Raw genomic sequence first — 19,092 nt, 5'->3', positions numbered from 1 at the left:
GATGAACTCGACCTCGAAGGCCTCCTTGGCGGCCATCGACGGGATGTCCACGTGGGAGTTGTAGGCCTCGTCGCGGTCGATCGGGAACGTCTCGAGGACGTACTCGAACGACATGCAGTGGTTCGCCTCCTCCCACATCTGCTTCGCGAGGTACAGGTGCGCCTCGGGAGCGTTGACGTAGGGGTAGACGCCGAAGGCGAGCGCCTTGTTCACGAGCAGCTCGCTCGGGTTGAAGTAGCTCATCAGGAACGTCACCGCGTGACGCTCCTCGTCGGTCATCCGCTTGAAGTCGGCGATGTCCTCGCCGAGCTGGATCTCGTTCGGGAACCAGGTGTTCGCGACGGCCTGCTCGTACAGGTCCATCGCCCACTGGTACCGGACCGGCTTCAGCAGCAGGCCCTCCTGGATCCCTGTGCCCAGAATGCCCATGTCTTCCCTCTTCCCTCTCCCGGGTGTTCGGTGCCGCCGCCCGGATCGGCGGCGGCACCGTGCTCAACGCGTGCGGCCTACTGGCAGCTGTCGCACTGGAGCAGGTCCATCGGGTCCATCGGGACGCCGTAGCCCCCGACGAACTCCGTGCCGTCGACCTGCACACCATCGTTCTCGAACATCTGCGTTCCCCCCTTGTTGTTGGTCAGTACTGCGGCGCCGGACCCGCGGGTCAGGCGTCGCGTCCTTCGACGCCGCGGACCGGCGACGCCAGCCCCCCGAACCCGCGCCTGGCCGGAGCCGCGGGAGCCGCGGGCTGCGCCGCACCGAACCCGCGCTTCGCCGGCGCCCCCGCGCCCGCGTCGATGGTCTCGGCCTTGTTCACCCGCACGGTGGACTGCTCGGCGGTGTGCCGGGGCTTCATGTGCAGGTAGTAGGTCGTCTTCACCCCGCGCTCCCATGCGGCGGAGTAGATCGACATCATGTCGCCGAGATCCCGCGTCTCGAGGTACATGTTGCGGCTGATCGCCTGGTCGATCCACTTCTGCGCGCGCGCCGCGACCTCGAGGAAGGCGTACGGCGAGAGCTGGAAGCTCGTCTTGAACGTGGCCTTGATCTCGTCCGGGATCTCGGCGATGTGCTGGATGTCGCCCTGGCTGCGCAGGATCGACTCGCGCACCCGCTCCCACAGCCCCGCGCCCTGCAGGGTCGCGACCAGGTTGCGGTTCACCTCGAGGAACTTGCCCGACGAGGTCGCCCGGCTGAAGATCTGCGAGAACTGCGGGTCGAGGCCCGGCGTGGTGCCGGCGACGAGGCCGATGGAGGCGGTCGGCGCGATCGCCATCAGCGTCGCGTTGCGCATGCCGCCCTTGACGCGCTCACGCAGCGCGTCCCAGTCGAGCCGGGTCGTGCGGTCGACCTGCACGGGCACCCCGCGCTCCGCCTCCGTGATCGCGATGGTGTCGAACGGCACCATCCCCTGGCTCCAGCGCGAGCCCTGGAAGTTCGGGTACGCCCCGCGCTCCTGGGCGAGCTCGACCGACTCCTCGATCGCGGCGTACGAGACGTGCTCCATCACCTCGTCGATGAGGGCGTACGCCTCCTCGCTCTCGTAGGAGAAGCCGAGGCGCTCGACGACGTCGGTGAAGCCCATGACGCCGAGACCGACCGCGCGGTTCTGGTCGTTGGAGTGGTCCGCCTCGTCCACGCTCGAGATGGTGATGTCGATCAGGTTGTCGAGCTGCCGGATCGCGCTCTTCGCGCTGGAGGCGATCTGCGCCCAGTCGAACCCGAGCTTCCCGTCCGGCCCGGTCACGAGGTGCCGGGACAGGTTGATGGAGGCGAGGTTGCAGACGGAGACGTTGTCGCGGTCCTGCGGCAGCGTGATCTCGGTGCAGAGGTTCGAGGAGTGGATCGTGCCGGTGTTGTTGTTCAGCGCCCGGTTGTTGATCGTGTCCTTCCACGTGAGCCACGGGTGGCTCGTGGTCTGCAGCGCCATGAGGATCGCCTTGAACTGCTCGCGGGCGCCGATGCGCTTGAACGCGCGCAGCCGGCCCGCCTCGGCCTCCGCGACGTAGTGCGCGTAGCGCTCGGAGAACGCCTTGCCGGTGAGCTCGTTGAGGTCGGAGACCTCCAGCGGGTCGAACAGGTACCAGGCGTCGTCGTTCTGGACGCGCTTCATGAACTCGTCCGAGATCCAGACCGCGGTGTTCGCGGTGCGGGTGCGGCGGTACGGGTCGCCGGAGTTCTGGCGCAGGTCGAGGAACTCGGGGAAGTCGAGGTGCCAGTTCTCCATGTAGAAGCAGAGGGCGCCGAACTTCTTGCCGCCGCGGGAGACCGCGCGGAGGATCGAGTCGATCGTGTGCATGAACGGGATCGGACCGGTCGAGGTCGTGTTGTTCGACCGGATCGGCGAGCCCTGGGCGCGCAGCTTCGTGACCGACAGGCCGATGCCGCCCGTGCCCTTCGTGAGCCACATCACGTCGCGGGTCGTCTTCGCGATGTGCTCGATGTCGTCCTGCATCTCGAGCACGAAGCAGTTGGAGAGCTGCGGGTACTTGGTACCCGCGTTGACGAGCGTGGAGCCGGCGGCGAGGTAGTCGAGCCGCGACATCTTGGCGTAGAAGCCGAGCGCGGCCGTCGTCGGGTCGGCCTCGTTGAGCGACAGGCCCATCGCGATGCGCATCCAGAAGTACTGCGGGACCTCGAGCGGCTCGCCGTCCCGGCTCTTGATGCCGTAGCGGTTGTTCAGCGTGACGACGCCGATGTACTTCAGCAGCTCGTCGTGCTTCGGGTCGAGCGCCGCGGCGAGCGCGTCGAGGTCGAACATCGACTGCAGCCGCGGGTCGAGCAGGTCCTCGGCGACCCCGCGCTCGACGTAGCGGCGGAAGTGCTCGCGGTGCAGATCGGTGACCGCGGCGTCGTCGGCGTAGTCGCCGAGCACCCGCTTGTAGATCGTCTTGAGCAGCAGGCGGGCGGCGACCGTGTCGAACGCCGGGTCGTCCTTGACGTTCTGGAGCGCGACCTGGATGACCGCCTCGTCGAGCTGCTGCGTGGTGATGCCGTCGAAGAGCGTGAGCTCGAGCTCGGAGGCGATCTGGGTCACCCAGGTGATGTTGGGGTCGAGACCGGCGCTCGCGTGCTCGATCGCCAGGTTGATCTTGTTCGCGTCGTAGGGCTCGCGAGTCCCGTCCCGCTTGACCACCGTGATGCCCATGAACGCCTCCTTCTGGGGCCTGATCCGTGCCGGTCGGCACCTACCCCCACAACCGGGGGACCACTATATGTCGGGGCGGGTGGGCAAAAGCAACCCAACATGTTGTGCAAATCGTCGGCGTGTCGTCCACAGGTGATACCGCCGCCCTGTGGAGAACGAGGCCGGGCCTGGGGAGACGGTAGAGGCGCCCTCCGACACCCTGGGGACGCATCGGTGGAGAACCCGTGGAGGACCGCCGCCGCGTCGCACCCGCCTCCGTGGGGGCGGCGGGCGGGCGGGCCCTACGCTTGGGGACGCTGTGAGCGGGAGCGGATTCGGGGACCTGGTGCGGGCCCGCGGGGTGCTGCGCATCATCGCCGCGCAGCTCACCGCCCGCTTCCCCTCGGGGATGCTCTCGCTCGGCCTGCTCTTCCACGTGGAGGGGCGCACGGGCTCCTACGGCGTCGCCGGCGTCGTGCTCGCCGCGCTGAGCATCGGCCAGGCCCTGGCCGGCCCCGCGACCGGGCGGCTGATGGGGCGGCTCGGCATCCGGCCCGTCATCATCACGACGACGGTGCTGTGCGCCGCGGCCATCGCCGCGATCGCGGTGCTCGACCTGCCGCCCGCCGGCATCGTCGGGCTCGCCCTGGTCGCCGGGCTCACCTTCCCGCCGATCACGTCGGCCGTCCGCACGATCTACCCGAAGCTCGTGCCCTCGGCCCTGCTCGGGCAGCTCTTCTCGCTCGACGCGTCCCTGCAGGAGCTGATCTGGATCGGCGGGCCCGTGCTCGTCACCTTCCTCGCCACCGGCGTGAGCACGCGGGTCGCCCTCCTCGTCCCCGCCGCCCTCCTCATCGGCGGGGGCGCCTGGTTCACCGCCTCCCGCGAGGTCGGCCGGGTGCGCATCCCCCGCAGCAGGCGGCGCTTCGGCGTCGTGCTGCTGCGCCCCCAGGTCGCGCTGATGACCCTCGTCGGGTTCCTGGTCATCGCCTCCTGCGCCGCGATCGAGGCGAGCGTCGCGGGCGCGTTCGGCGAGCACGACCCGACGAGCGGCGTGGTGCTCTCGATCTGGTCCCTCGCGTCGCTCGCGGGCGGCCTCGTGCTCGGCCGCCTCCCGATGCGGCCGTGGTCGCTCGCGCTGCGACTCGGGCTCGTGGCGGTCGGGGCCGCGCTGACGCCCTTCCTGCCCGGCTTCCTGGGCCTCACCGCGGCCCTCGTCGTCTCGGGCTTCGGGCTCGCACCGGCGCTCGGGATGATGTCGGCCATCGTGTCGAGCTCGGTGCGGTTCAGCGACACCGCGGAGGCCTACGGCTGGACGAACACCGGGCAGCTCGTCGGGGTCGCCCTCGGCGCCGCGCTCGCCGGCCAGGCCCTCGACCGGGCGGGCGCGCCGATCGCGTTCGCGTGCGGCGCGGGTCTCGCGGTCCTGTCGTCGCTCGCCGCCGCCGGCGGCATCCGCTTCTTCCCGGACCTCAAGGGCAAGGACGCGGGCCCCGTGCCGGACACGGCACCGATCCCGCTGCCCCCCAGCGCGGGCTGACGGAGCACCCCGAGGTCACGAGGACGAGGCCTCCACCTCCGCGAGCACGGCCATCGCGTAGGCGTCCTCCGCGGTGTCCGCGAGATGCGTCATCCGCTCGCCCCGAAAGGTGCACGTGACGCGCCAGCCGTCGGCCTCCTCATCGCGTTCGAGCCGCTCGAAGGTCCCTTTCAGCGCCTCCCGCAATTGGTCTTCCCGCGGCAGCCAAAGGGCGTCCTCGATGGCGATCGAATCGAGCGCCCATTCCGTCGTGCCGTTGAATCCGAGGACGGTGCCGGTCGGATAGGCGTGCGCCTCGATCGTCATGTCACTGACCGTGAAGGCGTCCGTGCCGGTGGACTCCATGTCCTGCGCCAGGAATTGGAATCGGTCGCCGGTCGCGGGCCGCCAGACCAGCCCGGCGGAACGCAGACGGAGGGCGAGCGGGCGGGAGATCATCGCCCCAGGATAAGAGCGCGCGAATGCACGAAAGCGGTGGGGGCGATCCGCCCCCACCGCTTTCGCGCTCGCCGTCAGTTGGCCGCGTTGTACGCCGTCTGCACCTCGGCCGGGATGCGGCCGCGGGAGGAGACGGTGAAGCCGTTCGCGTTGGCCCACTCGCGGATCGCCTTGAGGTCGCCCTTCGGCGCGCGAGCGGCGGTGGAGCCCTTCGTCCTGACCGCGACGTCGGCCTTCCTGGCCGCGTTCACATAGGGCGAGAGGGCCGAGCGGAACTCCTCCGCGTGATCGGTCGTGAGATCGATGGTGTAGCTGACGCCGTCGAGCGAGAATCGCACGCTCTCGCCCGATCCGTCCTCGATCGGCTGCTGCGTGAGGTCGTCGACGAGCTGCACGATGTACTTCTGCGCCATGGGTGTTCGAGATCTCCTGTATGGGTGGGAACTGCTGCGCGGGAATTCGCGCGTAAAGGGACTGTACACGGAATTCGGGTGAATTCCGCCGCTTATTCGCGGCAGGCCGGGGAAAACGTGCCGCCTTCCCCAAGAATCCGCTCTGGATCGGACGCGCGATGCGGCCGCATTCCGCTCGGACGGCCGCATTCGGCTGCAGGCGAGCCTTCGCTCGAACGATGTCAAGGGCGACGAGCGACACGACTCCGCCACCCCGGATACCGGGATACGAGAAGAGCCGCCCACACGGGGCGGCTCTTCTTCTGTGGTGGACCCTAGGGGATTCGAACCCCTGACCTTCTCATTGCGAACGAGACGCGCTACCAACTGCGCCAAGGGCCCAGGTCGAGGCCTGACGAGGATAGCACCCGCTGGAGGCCCGCCTCCCGCACACGCGGCCTCGTAGGATCGAGCTCGACCCGACGACCCCGGAAGGCCCCGACATGGACGCGCGTTTCCGGATCCCGCTCTCCCCCGTCGCGCACGACGCGGCCGTCGTGTCGGGCGACCGGTTCCGCATCACCGTGCTGACGGACGGGCTCGTGCGGATCGAGTGGGCCGAGGACGGCGTCTTCGAGGACCGCGCGTCGACGTTCGCGCTGCACCGGGACCTCCCCGTGCCCGCGTTCCGCGTCGTCGACGGGCCGGAGGTGCTCGAGGTGCTGACCGACCGGTTCCACCTCACCTACGACCGTCGGCGGCCGTCCGCGAGCGGGCTCCGCGTGGACTTCGCGGGTGCGATCACGTCCTGGCACAGCACGTGGCGCTTCGGCGACGAGGACGCGAGCCTCGGCGGCACCGCGAGGACCCTCGACGTCGTCGACGGCCGGACCGCGCTCGGGCCCGGCGTCGTGGCGGCCGGCGGGGTCGCGGCGCTCGACGACTCGGCATCCTTCCTGCTCACCGAGGACGGCTGGGTCGCGCCGAGGCCGACCGGCGACCGATCCGACCTCTACGTCTTCGCCTACGGGCACGACTTCGCGGGCGCCCTCGCCGCGTTCTACGCCGTGTCCGGCGACCAGCCCCTCCTCCCGCGCTGGGCGCTCGGCAACTGGTGGAGCCGCTACTACCGCTACGCGGCGGACGAGTACCTCGCCCTGCTCGACCGGTTCGAGCGCGAGGGCGTGCGCTTCAGCGTCGCCGTGATCGACATGGACTGGCACCGGGTCGACTCCGTGCCTCCGGAGTTCGGCAGCGGGTGGACGGGCTACAGCTGGGAGCGGGCGCTGTTCCCCGACCCGGAGGCGTTCCTGGCCGAGCTGCACGCCCGCGGGCTGAGGGTGACACTGAACGTGCACCCGGCCGACGGCGTGCGGGCGTTCGAGGACGCCTACCCGGCGATGTGCCGAGCGCTCGGGCGCGACCCGGAGGAGCGGCTCCCGATCGCCTTCGACATCACCGACCCCGCCTTCCTCGAGGCCTACTTCGCGGTGCTGCACCACGGCCTCGAGGACCAGGGCGTCGACTTCTGGTGGCTGGACTGGCAGCAGGGCCCGCACTCGCGCGTCGCGGGCATCGACCCGCTGTGGATGCTGAACCATTTCCACTTCCTCGACAGCGGGCGCGGAGGCCGGCGCCCGCTCACGTTCTCCCGGTACGCGGGCCCGGGCAGCCACCGCTACCCGGTCGGGTTCTCCGGGGACACGGTGATCAGCTGGGCGTCGCTCGAGTTCCAGCCGGAGTTCACCGCGACCGCGGCCAACATCGGCTACGGGTGGTGGAGCCACGACATCGGCGGCCACCTCTGGGGCGTGCGCGACGACGAGCTCCAGCTGCGCTGGGTGCAGCTCGGCGTCTGGTCGCCGATCCTCCGGCTGCACTCCTCCAACAACCCGTTCCTCGAGAAGGAGCCGTGGGCGTTCCCCGCGGAGACGCGGGCCGCGATCGACGACGCGCTGCGACTCAGGGTGCGGCTCGTGCCGTACCTGCACACCATGAACCGCAGGGCCGCCGCGGACCGGACGCCCCTGGTGCTGCCCCTGTACTACGAGGCGCCGGGCGAGCCCGACGCATACCGGACGCGCACCGTGTTCCGGTTCGGATCCGAGCTCGTCGTCGCGCCGATCACCGCACCCCGCGACCCGGTGACGCTGCAGGGCGCGGTCACCGCCTGGCTGCCGCCAGGGACCTGGATCGACATCGCGACGACGATCGTGCACGAGGGCGACCGGAGCGTGCGGCTGCACCGGGACGACTCGAGCGTCCCCGCGCTGCTCCAGGCGGGCGGCATCCTCCCGCTCGCCGGGGAGCACGAGACGGATGCGGCCGCGAACCCGGCGCACCTCGAGGTGCTCGTCGCCCCGGGTGCGGACGGCGCCTTCGTGCTCGTCGAGGACGACGGCACGGGCACGACGCCGGAGACGGTCCCGACGCTCCGCACCCCGCTCACCTGGGACCAGGCGACCGGCACCCTCACGATCGGGGCGGCGGACGGGCCCACCGGGATCGCCCCCGAGACGAGGACATGGACCGTGACGGTCCTCGGACTGCCGGCGGACACCGTGGCGTGGGTCGACGGGCGGCCGCACCCGACGACCGTGCCCGGCTCCGGCCGGGTCCGGATCTCGCTCACCGCGGACATCGTCGCGACGACGACCGTGTCGGTGGGCCCCGACCCTCGACCCGCGACGCAGGACCGCGAGGCCCGCGTGCTCGCGCTGCTGAGCGCCGCCCAGTACCCCTACGAGGCGAAGGCTGCGCTCTGGAAGGTCGTCGGCGCTCCTCGGAGCGTCGCCGCGCGCATCGCGGAGCTGCAGGCGCTGACACCGCCCGCGCCGCTCATGGAGGCGCTCACCGAGCTCCTCACCGCGCGCTGACTCAGGCGGACCGGCGGCGGCGGAGGACGCCGTCCAGATCGGTGACGACCGGCCCGCTCTCGTGCATCGCCGACACGGCGTCGACCGGCCTGCGGTCGAGCGCCGCGACCTCCGGCGCCGCGTGCGCGGCCCTGAGCGCCTCGTCGGCCCGCTGCGCGGCGGCCCGGAGGGAGGCGGCGATCGCGACGTCGTCGCGGACCGGCGTCGCGGGCGCCACCGCCGCCGCCCGCTGCTGCTGCTCGAGGTAGCGCGGCTTGGGCAGCGGCACCGGGGTCCAGGTGGGGCGGGACGGCTCCGCCTCCTGCCACTCCGTGAAGCTGCGCGACTCCTCCGGCACGACGACCGCCTGGTCGACGGCGGACACGGCCCGGCGCGCGGCGGCGACCGTCGACGCCCGCTGCAGGAGCGCGACCGCGAGGAAGGCGATGAGGACACCGGCGGCGAGGAACTCCCACGTGCCGCCCGCGGCCACGTCGGAGACGCCCCAGCCCGCCAGCGTGATGCCCACCACGAGCAGGTTCGTCGCGAGCACCCGCGAGCGGCGCAGGCGGGTCGCGGCGATGTCCGAGACGGCGAGGGCCCTGCTGCGCGGCTCCCGCGGGCCGGCGCCCGACCGGGCGAGGGCCCGCTCCGCCTTCGCGTCGCGCGCCCGGGCGACGGATTCGGCGCGGCGGGCCGATTCGCGCAGCGCCCGGTGCTGCTCGGCGACGCTCCGCGCGGACACCTCCGCGCGCACCTCGTCCGGCACCTCCGCGGTCTCGGCGAGCACCCGGAGGGTCTGCTGCAGCCGGACGGCGGTGCGCTCGGTGCGGAGGTACTCGCGCCGGCGCAGCCACGTCGGCGTGAGGTAGAGGAGCCACAGCACGGCTGCGAATGCGATGATCGCGCCGCCACCCAGGCCTGCCATGGCATGACGGTAGGGCCGCGCCGGTAGCACGCCCGGGAGGCGGCGACGGCGTGTCGCGGGCACCCCAGATCAGGGGAAGGGGGTCTCCGCCAGCCGCCGGTCCGCCTCCGGGACGTCCGCCGCGTGCTGCGGAGCGCGCCCCTCCTGCCACCGCCGCAGGACCCCCTCCGGCACCTCCTCGGTCACGAGGCCGAAGCAGAAGTGGTCCCGCCAGTCCCCGTTGATGTGGATGTACCGCCGCTTGAGCCCCTCGTACCGGAACCCGAGCTTCTCGACGACCCGCAGCGACTTGGCGTTCTCGGGCCGGATGCAGATCTCCATGCGGTGCAGGCCGAGGGCCTGGAAGCAGTGGTCGGTGGCGAGCGCCACCGCCGTGGGCGTCGCCCCGAGGCCCGCGAACCGTTCCGCGATCCAATAGCCGATCGTGGCGGAGGAGAGGGAGCCGTACGCGATCGACGTGACGTTCAGCTGGCCCGCGAGCTCGCCGTCCACCTCGATGACGAACGGCAGCCCCTGCCCCGTCCTGGCGTTCTGCTGCAGCGCGCGGATGCTCGCCCGGGTGTCGAAGCCGATCGAGCCACGGGGACTCGTCGCCTCCCACTCGCGCATCCAGGAGCGCCCCTCCACGAGCTCGCGCTCCATGGGGCGGGCGTCCCGGAGGCGGATGGGGCGGATGCCGACCCTGCCGGAGCGCAGGGTGGGGACGGGCATGACCACGGGCTCAGTCGAGGCCGGCGACGAACTCGGCGAGCCACGGCCGCAGCTCCGGGCCGAGGTCGTCGCGCTCGGAGGCGAGCTGCACGATCGCCTTGATGTAGTCGATCTTGTCGCCCGTGTCGTAGCGGCGCCCGCGGAAGATGACGCCGTAGACGCCGCCGGTCCAGGCCGCGCCGGCCATCTCCTCGAGCGCGTCGGTCAGCTGGATCTCGCCGCCCTTGCCGGGCTTGGTGTGCTCGAGGATCGGGAAGATCTCGGGCTTGAGCACATAGCGGCCGATGATCGCGAGGTTCGACGGGGCGTTCTCCTTCGAGGGCTTCTCGACGAGGCCGGTGATCCGCACCACGTCGTCCTCGTCCGTGCGCTCGACCTTGGCCGCGCCGTACAGGTGGATCTGATCCGGGTCGACCTCGAGCAGCGCGACGACGGACGCGTCCCGCCGCGACGCCTCCTCGATCATGCGCTGCAGCAGCGGGTCGCGGTGGTCGATCAGGTCGTCGCCGAGCAGCACCGCGAACGGCTCGTGCCCGACGTGCATCCTCGCCTGCAGCACCGCGTGCCCGAGGCCCATCGGGTCGCCCTGCCGGAAGTAGTGGATGTCCGCGATGTTCGTCGACTCGCGCACGCGCTGCAGCTTCGCGTGGTCGCCCTTGTGCTCGAGCGTCGCCTCGAGCTCGTACACCCGGTCGAAATGGTTCTCGAGGGCGTACTTGTTGCGCCCTGTGACCATGAGTACGTCGTGCAGGCCGGCGGCGACCGCCTCCTCCACCACGTACTGGATCGCGGGCTTGTCGACGACGGGGAGCATCTCCTTCGGCATCGCCTTGGTCGCGGGGAGGAACCGGGTCCCGAGTCCCGCGGCGGGGATCACGGCCTTGGTGATGTGGTACGCCATGGGGTCAGGCTATCCGGACGCACTTCCTAGAATCGGGCTGTGGCGGTCGACCTCGCACCCCAGAAACGGGCACTCCGTGCCGAGCTGCGCGAGCGGCGCCGGAACCTGACCCGCGACGAGCGCGCCGCGGCGACGGAGGGCCTGACCGAGCGCCTCATCGCGCTGACGGAGGCGCTCGAGGTCCATTCGGTCTCCTGCTACCTCTCCGCGGTCGACGAACCGGACACCCGGCCGTTCGTGAACTGGGCGCGCGACGCCGGCCTGCGTGTGCTGCTGCCGATCACGCGCACCGACGGGCTGCTCGACTGGACCACCGCGACGGACGACGACGAGGAGGTGCTCGGCCATGCGGGCGTGCCCGAGCCGGTCGGCGCGCTGCTCGGACCGATCGCGATCAACGACGTCGACCTGATCCTGGTGCCGGCCGCGGCGGTCGACGCGACGGGGATGCGGCTCGGGTGGGGGCGCGGGTACTACGACAAGACCCTCGGGTCGATGGAGCGCTGCCCGCCGGTGTACGGGGTAATCTTCGACTCCGAGCTCGTGGACGAGGTGCCCCGGGAACGTCACGATCAGGCCATCGACGGCGTCGTGACCCCGACGCGGACCGTCGAGTTCTCCACCCGCTCAGCCCGCCGACGGAGGATCTGACCGCTCATGCCCGTGTACGCCTACAAGTGCCGCGACTGCGGCACCCCGCTCGAGGTGCACCAGGAGTTCAGCGACGCGCCCCTGACCGAGTGCCCGGTCTGCGGCGGCGCGCTCCGCAAGCAGTACGGCTCGATCGGGGTCACCTTCAACGGCTCCGGCTTCTACCGCACCGACTCCCGCTCGGGCTCGTCGTCCTCCGACGGCGGGGCGAAGTCGGCCGAGTCGAAGGGCGACGCGAAGCCGGCGGCGGCCCCGGCTCCGAAGGCGGACAGCGGCGCGAAGCCGGCCGCGACGCCGTCGACCTCCTGATTCCCCCGGCGCGTCCGCCGCGACGCGGCCGCCCGCTGCTAGACAGAGCGCCATGAAGGGTTTCAGAGCGTTCCTGCTCCGCGGCAACGTCGTCGACCTGGCCGTCGCGGTGGTGATCGGCACGGCCTTCACCGCGCTCGTGACGAGCGTCGTGACGAACATCTTCAACCCGATCATCGGGGCGATCTTCAACGCGAAGTCGCTGAACGGCGCGCTGGTCCTCGCGATCCCGCTCACCGCAGGCACGGCCGAGGTCAAGTTCGGCGCGGTGATCGGCGCGATCATCAACTTCGTCGTCATCGCGGCGATCGTCTACTTCGTCTTCGTGCTGCCGATCAACGCGCTCATGAAGCGCGCGTTCCAGAAGCCCGCCGAGCCCGCCTCCACCGAACCCGCGCCGCCGACCGAGCTGGACCTCCTCGCGCAGATCCGCGACCTGCTGGAGGGCCAGCAGCACGTGGGCGACCAGCGCATCCTCAACCAGGACTGACACCCGTCCCGTTCGATCGACGCTCCGTCCCTGATCCGACCGAGCGCTCGGTCGGATGAGGGACAGGGTGTCGAACCAGCGGGTGGTCAGCCCCAGTGGGGCGGCTTGTCGGCCCGGAGGCGCGCGTCGTTCGGCCCCTCCGCGTCGCCCCAGGTGCGCGCTTCGTCCTCGGCGGCCCGCTCCCCCGACGACGGCGCAGGGTCGGAGCCCGGCACCGGTTCGGTCCGCACCCGGCGGTGCCGGCGTCGCGGCTCGGTCAGGTCCGCACCTCGATCACGGGCGTGGTCGTGGTCAGCGGCGACGGCTCCCGCGCGCCGAGCGCGATCGCGATCCGCCCGGCGATCGCGTCCGGGTCGCTGAACAGGTCGAAGCTGTGCACCCGGAGGTAGTGCCAGCCGAGTCGCTTCAGCATCTCCGGCCGGAGCCGCAGCCCCTGGCGGAGGCTCGCGCCCTGCAGGGCCGCGTCGGTCTCCACGGTGATCGCCCGAGCGCCGTAGGAGGCCACGAGCCCGAGCTTGCCGTGGTACCCGAGCGACGCCTTCATCCCGAGTGCCCGCAGCCGCCTGGCGAGGTCGACGAGCATCGCGTCGCGGTCGTCGTCGATCGCGGCGTCCGCGATCCGCCCCTCCGCATCGGCGAGCAGCCTGCGGAGGGCGAGCACGCCCGCGGGCATCCGGTCCCCGTCGAGGTCGTCGGGGCGGAAGCAGGACACGATCGCGAGGGACCGACGCGCGCGCGTGACGGCGGCCGCCAGGAGACGCTCGCCGCCGGGCCGCGCGAGCGGGCCGAGCTGCGACAGCGTCCGCCCGTGCGGTGTCCGACCGAATCCGACCGACAGGATCACGCGGTCGCGGCTGTGCCCGACGGCCTCGGCGAGCGTCACGACGATGAACGGCTCCGCCTGGTCCCGCGTGAAGAACTCGGTGACGTCACCCCGGCGCACGAGCGCCTTCATCACGGCCTGCTGCACGCGGATCGCGTGCTTGGCGCTGCCCGAGATCACCATGAGGGACTCGCGCGGACGCGTCGCGGCGTGGTCGAGCACGCGCTCCACGACCCGCTGCACCTCCGGCTCGGTCGCCTCGACGGCGCCCGTCTCGGCGTCCGGGAGACCGTGGCCGTTGTCGACGTAGTCGAGCACGAGGCTGCCGTGTCCGAGGAACGTCCCCGCCCAGGGGATGCTCTCGATGCGCCCGTCGTAGAACCGGCGGTTGACGAGCTCGGCGAGGTCCTCGCCGCCCGCCCGGTAGCTGGTCGTCAGCTCGACGGTCCTGACCAGGTCCGCGATGCGGGAGAACACGCTGTCCGCGTGCCGCTCGTCGAGCCGCTTCTGCGTCTCCTGCTCGTGCTCGCTCTCGCGGATCGCGATGTCGAACGGCATCGGCGTCTGCGTCACCGGGTCGCCGAACACGACGACCTGCTTCGCACGGCGGATCGCGCCGAGCCCCTCCGCGAACGAGAGCGCCCCGGCGTCGACCACGAACACCGTGTCGAAGGTCACCTCGCCGAGCGCGTGCACCTCGTACGGCGACGCGAGCCACACGGGCGCGAGCAGCTTGATCAGGTGCGGCGTCTCGCGATGCAGCACCGCGGGATCGTCGACCTTCGTCTGCAGCAGCTGCCGGAGCGCCTCCGCCTCGGAGCCGCGGTCGGCCAGCGCGAGCCGCCACGAGTCCGCCAGCTGCCAGGCGAGCCGCTTCGCGTTCGCGCCGGCGTGCGCCTCGTCGACGAGACGGAAGTCCTGCTCGAGCCGGTCGAGCACCGTCGTGTTCGCGCCGAGCAGGGCGGGGTCCTCGGCCAGGAGGCGCTCGAGCACGCTCTTCCACCACGCCAGCTCGAGCTCGGCGCCGACCCGCTCCGGCGGGACGTGCCGCCCAGCGAGGTCCTCGAGCAGCGGCGCGAGGTCCTGCGCCTTCAGGCGGCTCATGACCGCCTGCCGGTCCTGCAGGTTCTCCAGCGCGTCGGAGTCGGCGGCGAGCGCCGCGAGCCGGTCGCCCAGGTTGTCGATCGGCTCCTGGAGGAGGGAGTCCGGGGTGCCGGTCAGCCCGAGCGGCTCGTCGAGCGCGGCGAGGTCCGCGGCGGCGGCCTGGAACTCGGTCCAGACGTCGGTGACGCCCGCGGGGACGTCCGGCGCCATCCCGCTCGTCACGAAGCGCTGGTAGAGCACCCGCTGCTGCTGGATGCGCTGCAGCCAGTCGTTCAGGTCCGCGACGTGCACGCCCGGCCGGAGGTACTCCTTCGCGAGGCGCTTCAGGCGGCGGCGGTTCACGCTCGACATCTCGCGCGAGTCCCGGCGGGGCCCGGTGGCGATGATGAGCTCACCGAGGGACCGGTCGAACACCGCCGGCTGGAACTTGTCGAGGGTCTCGCGGATGTCGAGCAGCAGCTTCAGGTAGACGCCGAGCTCGGCGATGGTGCCGAAGGGGCGGAACCGCGAGCCGGCGATGAGCGCGTCGGCCCGCTCGAGGAGGCGCGGCACCTCGGTGGCGTGGACCCGCTTGGCGAGCTGGTGGGCCTGCGCCGCGCCCTGGCCGTCGGCGAACGTGGCGCCGTACCAGGGCGAGTCCATCGGCCCCACGCGGAACTCGCCGAGCGTCGCGGCCCGCAGCAGGTCCTCCTGCACGGCGCCGCGATCGGTCGCGAGCGCCTCCATCGCGCGGGTGGACAGCCGGGCGGTCGTCGCGGGCGGGCTCGGCAGCAGCGCGAGCCGTGAGAGCTCGCCGAGCGCGTCGAGCACGCTGACCCGCAGCACCCGGTCGCGCCGGCCGAGCGCGGACCGGTAGTCGAGCAGCACCGAGCGGAGCCGGGTGAGCGCCTCGTCGACCTCGCCGGTCTCGGCCGCCTCGGCCTTCTCGTTGCGGGAGATGGCCTGGATGAGGTCCCGCCGGACGGTGCGGCTCGACGCGGTGAGGCCGGGCAGCCCGATGTCGGCGAGGCGGCCGGCGACGGACCGGAGGGTCGCGTGCCGCGGGCTGACGACGAGCACCCGCTTGTGCTGGGCGACGAGCGCACCGATCGCGTTGACGATCGTCTGGGTCGCGCCCGTGCCGGGCAGCGTGTGGACCGCGAGGTGGTGGCCGGCCGCGATCTCGGCGACGGCCTGCTCCTGCTCCGGGTCGGCGTCGAGCAGCGCGCCGTCGAGCGTCGGCGGGCGCTGGTCCTGCGGGATCACGTCGACCCGCTCCGTCGCGCCCGTGATGCGCGCGATCGCGGTCGGGTTGCCGGCGACCGCGTCGATCACCGGGTGCGACAGGTCCTTCGCGTCCGCGAGCAGCGCCGCGCCGACCTCGCCGAAGGAGGAGATGAGCAGCCGCGGCTGGACGCTGAAGCGCTGCAGGTGGCTCGTCAGCTCGCGCAGGCGGTCGATGACGGGCTGCGGCTTGAACGCACCGGCGGACAGGGCGAGCGACACGAACGCCGCGGGGTCGAGCCGGATGTCGTACTGCTCCCGCATCGCGGCGACGAGGCCGGGGTTGAGCTGCAGCGCCCCCTTCAGGCGGAGCTCGAAGTCGCGCCCGTACCGCCGGATCGCGAGCGGCCGCAGCAGCACGGGGCCGCGGAAGTCCTGCTTCTCGAACCGCCACTCGGCGAGTCCGATCGCGAGGTGCATGCCGTCGAGGCCGCGGGTCGCGGCGAGCTCGACGGCCTTCGCGGTCAGCGTCGACGCGGCGGCGCTCGCGGTGCGGAAGGCGATGTCGTCGCGGATGAGGTTCGACAGCAGCGTGGTCTTGCCGGTGATGAACTGGGCGAGACCGGACGGGTGCGTGGTCGACAGCTCGATCCGCGTCCGGACCGAGTCCTCGAACCGGATCAGCGGCGACTCGCCGCCGACGTCGGCCAGCTCGTCCCGCCACCGCTCCCAGGCTCCGACCGCGCCGTTGACCGGCGTGTACCTGGCGTCGCCCACGCTCACCGCGTGCGCCGCCCCGGACACCCCACCGGTGCTCGCGACGCGAGGCGCGGACGTGTCCGTCTTCTCCTCGGTCTCGTCGGCATACAGCACGCTGCCACTGTAAGTCGGGGTCCCCGCCCCGCCCGGGCCGACGCGCGGCGTGGCGCGACGCCCGGTGGGCTGCGGGACGGGAAGACTGTCCGATCCCGTCCCGCAGCCGGCGCTCACCGCAGGATCAGGATGTGCCCGGGCGAGGTGTCCGCGCCCTGGGTAGCCGCGACCGGAGCGGTGGAGGCGAACAGGTGCCCGTCCGCCCACTCGACGGCGGCGGCGCCGGGCAGCGCCGCGACCAGCTTCGGCCCCTTGGACGTCGGGGTGTAGACGCCCTGGCCGAGCTCGACCACATAGATGCAGCCGGACGGGGAGACCGCGAGGTTCGTCGCCTCCTGGAACCCGGTGGCGATGCGGTGCGAGCGACCGTTCCAGCCGATCGTGTACACGCTGCCGAGTCCGCCCTGACCGCCGGGCAGGGTGGTGACGTAGATGTGGCCGCGGGCGACCTCCACGTCGGTCGGCACCGGCTCGAACCGGTAGGTGAGCCCTGCGCACGCCGGTGCGCCGAGCTGGGTGGCGAGCGCGGGGGTGATCTTCACGGGCTGTGCCGGGAGCACCGCGACCGTGGAGACGTGCCCCCACTTCGACACCCGGAGGATGTCGTTCGCGCCGGCGTCCGCGATCAACCACGACCCGTCCCCGAGCCCGGCGACGGCGTACGGGTGCGAGTCCTTCTGGCCCCGGTAGCTGATCGGCACCCCCTGCGCGTCGAGCGCCTTCCTGCAGGTCTCGCCCACCTTCCACGGCTGGGTGAAGCCGTAGCGGGTGCGGCCGTCCGGGTTGTGACGCGCCTCGTACGCCGCGAGGTTCACCTGCAGCACGCGCTTGCCGTGCCGCAGCACCGTGAACCGGGTGTCGGAGTGGTCGGCGTTCGTCGTCGTGTACCCGATCGCGCCGTCCCTGATGTCGACGCCGGCGAGGTCGCCGCTCGCCTCCGGGTTGCTCGTCACGGGCGGGCCGTAGGCGATGGGCTTCGGGTGCCCGAGGAGGTACAGCGCCGACCGACCGGAGTCGGCCACCGCGATGGTGTGGCCGGAGACCGAGAACTGGAGCGGCTCGACGTAATCGCCCGGCAGCGTCTTCCAGCCGTGTGGATGATGCATCGGCGCGGCGCTCGCGGCGCCGACCCCGGTGACGGCGGCGAGCGCCGTCCCGACGATGAGGGCCGCCGCAGCGACCCTGCTGGTTCTGAACACGGGATCCTTCTTCCTCGAAGCGGCGCGGAGGTGGGCGCGCCGCGCGTCACACTGCCCCGAGGCCTCTCCCGCCGCATGGGGGAAAACCCGCATTCCGCGGCTCCCGTCCGGTCTACGTACCCAGGTCTCCGGGGTACCGCGCACGGTTCGACGGGGGTACCTTCCGCATCGGCTCGCCAGCCGCTCCTCCCCCACCCGTCCGATCCCCCGCCGATGCGAACCGTCGAACCAGCAGCGCTCACCGCGACCGACGCGCACGCCCTGGTGGCCGGGAGCATCGCCCTGCACGACGCGACGGACCTCGACGCCCTGGCCACGGCGATGCGCGGGTGGATCGCGGATCTCATCCCCTACGACGCGATCGACGTCGTCGGGGCCCTCGGCCCGCGCGCGCCACTCAGGACGACCGCGGCGCTCGACCACCGCCTCGCGATCCGGACCGCTGGCGGCGGGCGCGCGCTGGTCGGCCTCGTCCTCGGTCGCCACCTGGCGCCGTTCTCAGCGCGCGACGAGGCGCTCGCCGCGCTGCTCGGACCGCAGCTCGGCGCCGCCGTCGATCACGTGCGACTGCGCGCTGCTCGTCAGGAGCAGCGCGCAGCGCTCGCCGAGCTCACGCAGCGGGAACGGCAGGTGCTCGCGCTCGTGGCCGAGGGCTGCACCAACCGGATGATCGCGGACACGCTCTTCATCGAGCAGTGCACCGTGGAGAAGCACGTCGAGCACATCCGGGCGAAGCTCGGCGCCAGGAGCCGCGCGGAGGCCGCGGCCCGCTGGGCTCGCGCGACCGTCTGACCCCCGAGCCCCTCCGTCCCCCGCCGGCCCGCACCCACCCGCCGGTCGAGGTGCGAGCGCAGCGAGCCCCGAGACCACCCCGCACCCACCATCAGTGCGTCGGCGTCCCCTGGTGGAACCGCAGCCGCCACGTCCCGTCGATCCGCTGCCACACCGAGCTCCGGTTGGCGACGAGCGTCACGCCCTCCTCGGGGTAGGTCGTCTCGCTCCGGTAGGTGAGCAGCGCGGCGTCGGGCCCGAGGTCGCGGATCCGGAGATGCGGTAGCGGCAGCACCGTCTCGAACGCCTCCGGCTCGCTCTCCATCGACGCCGCCCGCGACCAGTGCCGCCCCGATCGCCCGAACTCGTCGAAGTCGTCGGCGTACACCTCGCGGAGGTGGTCGCGATCGAATCGGGTCTCCGGCCGCCACAGCGACTCCTCGAGCACGGTCAGCCGGTCGACGTCGTCGGGATGCACTCTTCTAGACTGCTCTCCGCCGGCCTCTGTAGCTCAATGGAAGAGCAGTTCCGTCCTAAGGAAAGGGTTGGGGGTTCGAGTCCCTCCAGGGGCACCACTCATCACGTCCCGCCTGTGCCCCGCGTGGCGAGCCGCGAGACCGCCCGGATCCGGCCCGCTGCGCGTCAGGCGAACATCGAGGGGTGGTGCAGCCGGATCGTGGCGGCGAGCCGCGTACCGAGGTACGCCTGACCCTCGACGGTCGGGTGGGCCGTGCTCGGATCGATGACCGCATCCGACTGCCCCTCCGGGATCCAGTGCGT

Annotated in this window: 18 protein-coding genes and 2 tRNA genes; 7 read left to right on the top strand and 13 right to left on the bottom strand. The window is 72.0% G+C overall.

What is annotated here, in order from left to right; translation table 11 throughout:
• The 3 genes from ACTHLI_RS00870 to ACTHLI_RS00860 form a co-directional block, all read right to left on the bottom strand.
• The coding region (locus ACTHLI_RS00870; RefSeq protein ID WP_440180806.1) for a ribonucleotide-diphosphate reductase subunit beta at positions 1-429 on the bottom strand (429 nt) is incomplete at its 3' end.
• Between the two features lie 77 nt (positions 430-506).
• Positions 507-611 (bottom strand): ribonucleotide-diphosphate reductase subunit beta, encoded by a 105-nt coding sequence (locus ACTHLI_RS00865; RefSeq protein WP_440180804.1) that lies wholly within the window; start codon positions 609-611, stop codon positions 507-509.
• 50 nt (positions 612-661) lie between these two features.
• The gene (locus ACTHLI_RS00860) at positions 662-3,145 is read right to left on the bottom strand and encodes a ribonucleoside-diphosphate reductase subunit alpha (RefSeq protein WP_440180803.1); all 2,484 of its coding nucleotides are present in this window, start codon (positions 3,143-3,145) and stop codon (positions 662-664) included.
• A gap of 298 nt (positions 3,146-3,443) precedes the next feature.
• On the opposite strand from ACTHLI_RS00860, the gene ACTHLI_RS00855 reads away from it, so the two are divergent.
• A complete protein-coding gene (locus ACTHLI_RS00855) occupies positions 3,444-4,664 on the top strand; it encodes an MFS transporter (RefSeq protein WP_440180801.1) in 1,221 nt (406 codons plus the stop codon).
• Between the two features lie 15 nt (positions 4,665-4,679).
• On the opposite strand, the gene ACTHLI_RS00850 is transcribed toward ACTHLI_RS00855, so the two are convergent.
• From ACTHLI_RS00850 to ACTHLI_RS00840, 3 genes are all read right to left on the bottom strand, one after another.
• On the bottom strand, positions 4,680-4,970 hold the full coding sequence (locus tag ACTHLI_RS00850; RefSeq protein WP_440180799.1) for a hypothetical protein: 291 nt from the start codon (positions 4,968-4,970) through the stop codon (positions 4,680-4,682).
• A gap of 206 nt (positions 4,971-5,176) precedes the next feature.
• Positions 5,177-5,515 carry a histone-like nucleoid-structuring protein Lsr2 gene (locus tag ACTHLI_RS00845; protein ID WP_440180798.1) on the bottom strand — a complete coding sequence of 113 codons (339 nt, stop codon included), beginning with the start codon at positions 5,513-5,515 and terminating at the stop codon, positions 5,177-5,179.
• A 305-nt stretch (positions 5,516-5,820) separates the two neighbouring features.
• A tRNA-Ala gene (locus tag ACTHLI_RS00840) sits at positions 5,821-5,896 on the bottom strand.
• Between the two features lie 101 nt (positions 5,897-5,997).
• Between ACTHLI_RS00840 and ACTHLI_RS00835 the strand changes: the two genes are divergently transcribed.
• Positions 5,998-8,370, top strand: a complete 2,373-nt coding sequence (locus ACTHLI_RS00835; RefSeq protein ID WP_440180797.1) for a TIM-barrel domain-containing protein — start codon at positions 5,998-6,000, stop codon at positions 8,368-8,370.
• A gap of 1 nt (position 8,371) precedes the next feature.
• On the opposite strand, the gene ACTHLI_RS00830 is transcribed toward ACTHLI_RS00835, so the two are convergent.
• From ACTHLI_RS00830 to galU, 3 genes are all read right to left on the bottom strand, one after another.
• The gene (locus tag ACTHLI_RS00830) at positions 8,372-9,277 is read right to left on the bottom strand and encodes a hypothetical protein (RefSeq protein WP_440180795.1); all 906 of its coding nucleotides are present in this window, start codon (positions 9,275-9,277) and stop codon (positions 8,372-8,374) included.
• Positions 9,278-9,346: 69 nt separating this feature from the next.
• The gene (locus ACTHLI_RS00825; RefSeq protein ID WP_440180808.1) at positions 9,347-9,988 is read right to left on the bottom strand and encodes a GNAT family N-acetyltransferase; all 642 of its coding nucleotides are present in this window, start codon (positions 9,986-9,988) and stop codon (positions 9,347-9,349) included.
• Positions 9,989-9,998: 10 nt separating this feature from the next.
• Positions 9,999-10,889, bottom strand: a complete 891-nt coding sequence (galU, locus tag ACTHLI_RS00820; RefSeq protein ID WP_440180793.1) for a UTP--glucose-1-phosphate uridylyltransferase GalU — start codon at positions 10,887-10,889, stop codon at positions 9,999-10,001.
• A 39-nt stretch (positions 10,890-10,928) separates the two neighbouring features.
• On the opposite strand from galU, the gene ACTHLI_RS00815 reads away from it, so the two are divergent.
• The 3 genes from ACTHLI_RS00815 to mscL are packed head-to-tail and all read left to right on the top strand — an operon-like array spanning position 10,929 to position 12,339.
• Positions 10,929-11,540, top strand: a complete 612-nt coding sequence (locus ACTHLI_RS00815; protein ID WP_440180791.1) for a 5-formyltetrahydrofolate cyclo-ligase — start codon at positions 10,929-10,931, stop codon at positions 11,538-11,540.
• A 6-nt stretch (positions 11,541-11,546) separates the two neighbouring features.
• Positions 11,547-11,849 (top strand): FmdB family zinc ribbon protein, encoded by a 303-nt coding sequence (locus ACTHLI_RS00810; protein ID WP_440180789.1) that lies wholly within the window; start codon positions 11,547-11,549, stop codon positions 11,847-11,849.
• Between the two features lie 52 nt (positions 11,850-11,901).
• Positions 11,902-12,339: a large conductance mechanosensitive channel protein MscL gene (gene mscL / locus ACTHLI_RS00805; protein ID WP_440180788.1), complete on the top strand. Its 438-nt coding sequence runs from the start codon at positions 11,902-11,904 to the stop codon at positions 12,337-12,339.
• 86 nt (positions 12,340-12,425) lie between these two features.
• Here the strand turns inward: mscL and ACTHLI_RS00800 are convergent, their stop codons facing one another.
• From ACTHLI_RS00800 to ACTHLI_RS00790, 3 genes are all read right to left on the bottom strand, one after another.
• A complete protein-coding gene (locus ACTHLI_RS00800; RefSeq protein ID WP_440180786.1) occupies positions 12,426-12,554 on the bottom strand; it encodes a hypothetical protein in 129 nt (42 codons plus the stop codon).
• 41 nt (positions 12,555-12,595) lie between these two features.
• Complete coding sequence (locus tag ACTHLI_RS00795; RefSeq protein WP_440180784.1) at positions 12,596-16,342, bottom strand: AAA family ATPase; 3,747 nt, start codon at positions 16,340-16,342, stop codon at positions 12,596-12,598.
• 113 nt (positions 16,343-16,455) lie between these two features.
• Entirely contained in the window at positions 16,456-17,541 is a 1,086-nt protein-coding gene (locus tag ACTHLI_RS00790) for a ScyD/ScyE family protein (RefSeq protein WP_440180782.1), read from the bottom strand.
• A 213-nt stretch (positions 17,542-17,754) separates the two neighbouring features.
• On the opposite strand from ACTHLI_RS00790, the gene ACTHLI_RS00785 reads away from it, so the two are divergent.
• Positions 17,755-18,333, top strand: coding sequence for a LuxR C-terminal-related transcriptional regulator (locus ACTHLI_RS00785; RefSeq protein ID WP_440180781.1), 579 nt, complete (start codon positions 17,755-17,757; stop codon positions 18,331-18,333).
• Positions 18,334-18,424: 91 nt separating this feature from the next.
• Here the strand turns inward: ACTHLI_RS00785 and ACTHLI_RS00780 are convergent, their stop codons facing one another.
• A complete protein-coding gene (locus tag ACTHLI_RS00780) occupies positions 18,425-18,790 on the bottom strand; it encodes a nuclear transport factor 2 family protein (RefSeq protein WP_440180779.1) in 366 nt (121 codons plus the stop codon).
• Positions 18,791-18,812: 22 nt separating this feature from the next.
• On the opposite strand from ACTHLI_RS00780, the gene ACTHLI_RS00775 reads away from it, so the two are divergent.
• Positions 18,813-18,887 (top strand) — tRNA-Arg (locus tag ACTHLI_RS00775).
• The last annotated feature ends 205 nt before the right edge of the window (positions 18,888-19,092 follow it).

Source organism: Amnibacterium sp. (assembly GCF_051956055.1).
Lineage (GTDB): Bacteria > Actinomycetota > Actinomycetes > Actinomycetales > Microbacteriaceae > Amnibacterium.
The sequence above is the reverse complement of the archived record's forward strand: the minus strand, read 5'-3'. Positions and strand labels throughout refer to the sequence as shown.

What these genes read in the sequence shown, in the direction of transcription:
- ACTHLI_RS00865 (WP_440180804.1), bottom strand. Translation starts at nt 611, where the DNA reads ATGTTCGAGAACGATGGTGTGCAGGTCGACGGCACGGAGTTCGTCGGG.
- ACTHLI_RS00860 (WP_440180803.1), bottom strand. Translation starts at nt 3,145, where the DNA reads ATGGGCATCACGGTGGTCAAGCGGGACGGGACTCGCGAGCCCTACGAC.
- ACTHLI_RS00850 (WP_440180799.1), bottom strand. Translation starts at nt 4,970, where the DNA reads ATGACGATCGAGGCGCACGCCTATCCGACCGGCACCGTCCTCGGATTC.
- ACTHLI_RS00845 (WP_440180798.1), bottom strand. Translation starts at nt 5,515, where the DNA reads ATGGCGCAGAAGTACATCGTGCAGCTCGTCGACGACCTCACGCAGCAG.
- ACTHLI_RS00835 (WP_440180797.1), top strand. Translation starts at nt 5,998, where the DNA reads ATGGACGCGCGTTTCCGGATCCCGCTCTCCCCCGTCGCGCACGACGCG.
- ACTHLI_RS00830 (WP_440180795.1), bottom strand. Translation starts at nt 9,277, where the DNA reads ATGGCAGGCCTGGGTGGCGGCGCGATCATCGCATTCGCAGCCGTGCTG.
- ACTHLI_RS00825 (WP_440180808.1), bottom strand. Translation starts at nt 9,988, where the DNA reads ATGCCCGTCCCCACCCTGCGCTCCGGCAGGGTCGGCATCCGCCCCATC.
- galU (WP_440180793.1), bottom strand. Translation starts at nt 10,889, where the DNA reads ATGGCGTACCACATCACCAAGGCCGTGATCCCCGCCGCGGGACTCGGG.
- ACTHLI_RS00810 (WP_440180789.1), top strand. Translation starts at nt 11,547, where the DNA reads ATGCCCGTGTACGCCTACAAGTGCCGCGACTGCGGCACCCCGCTCGAG.
- mscL (WP_440180788.1), top strand. Translation starts at nt 11,902, where the DNA reads ATGAAGGGTTTCAGAGCGTTCCTGCTCCGCGGCAACGTCGTCGACCTG.
- ACTHLI_RS00785 (WP_440180781.1), top strand. Translation starts at nt 17,755, where the DNA reads ATGCGAACCGTCGAACCAGCAGCGCTCACCGCGACCGACGCGCACGCC.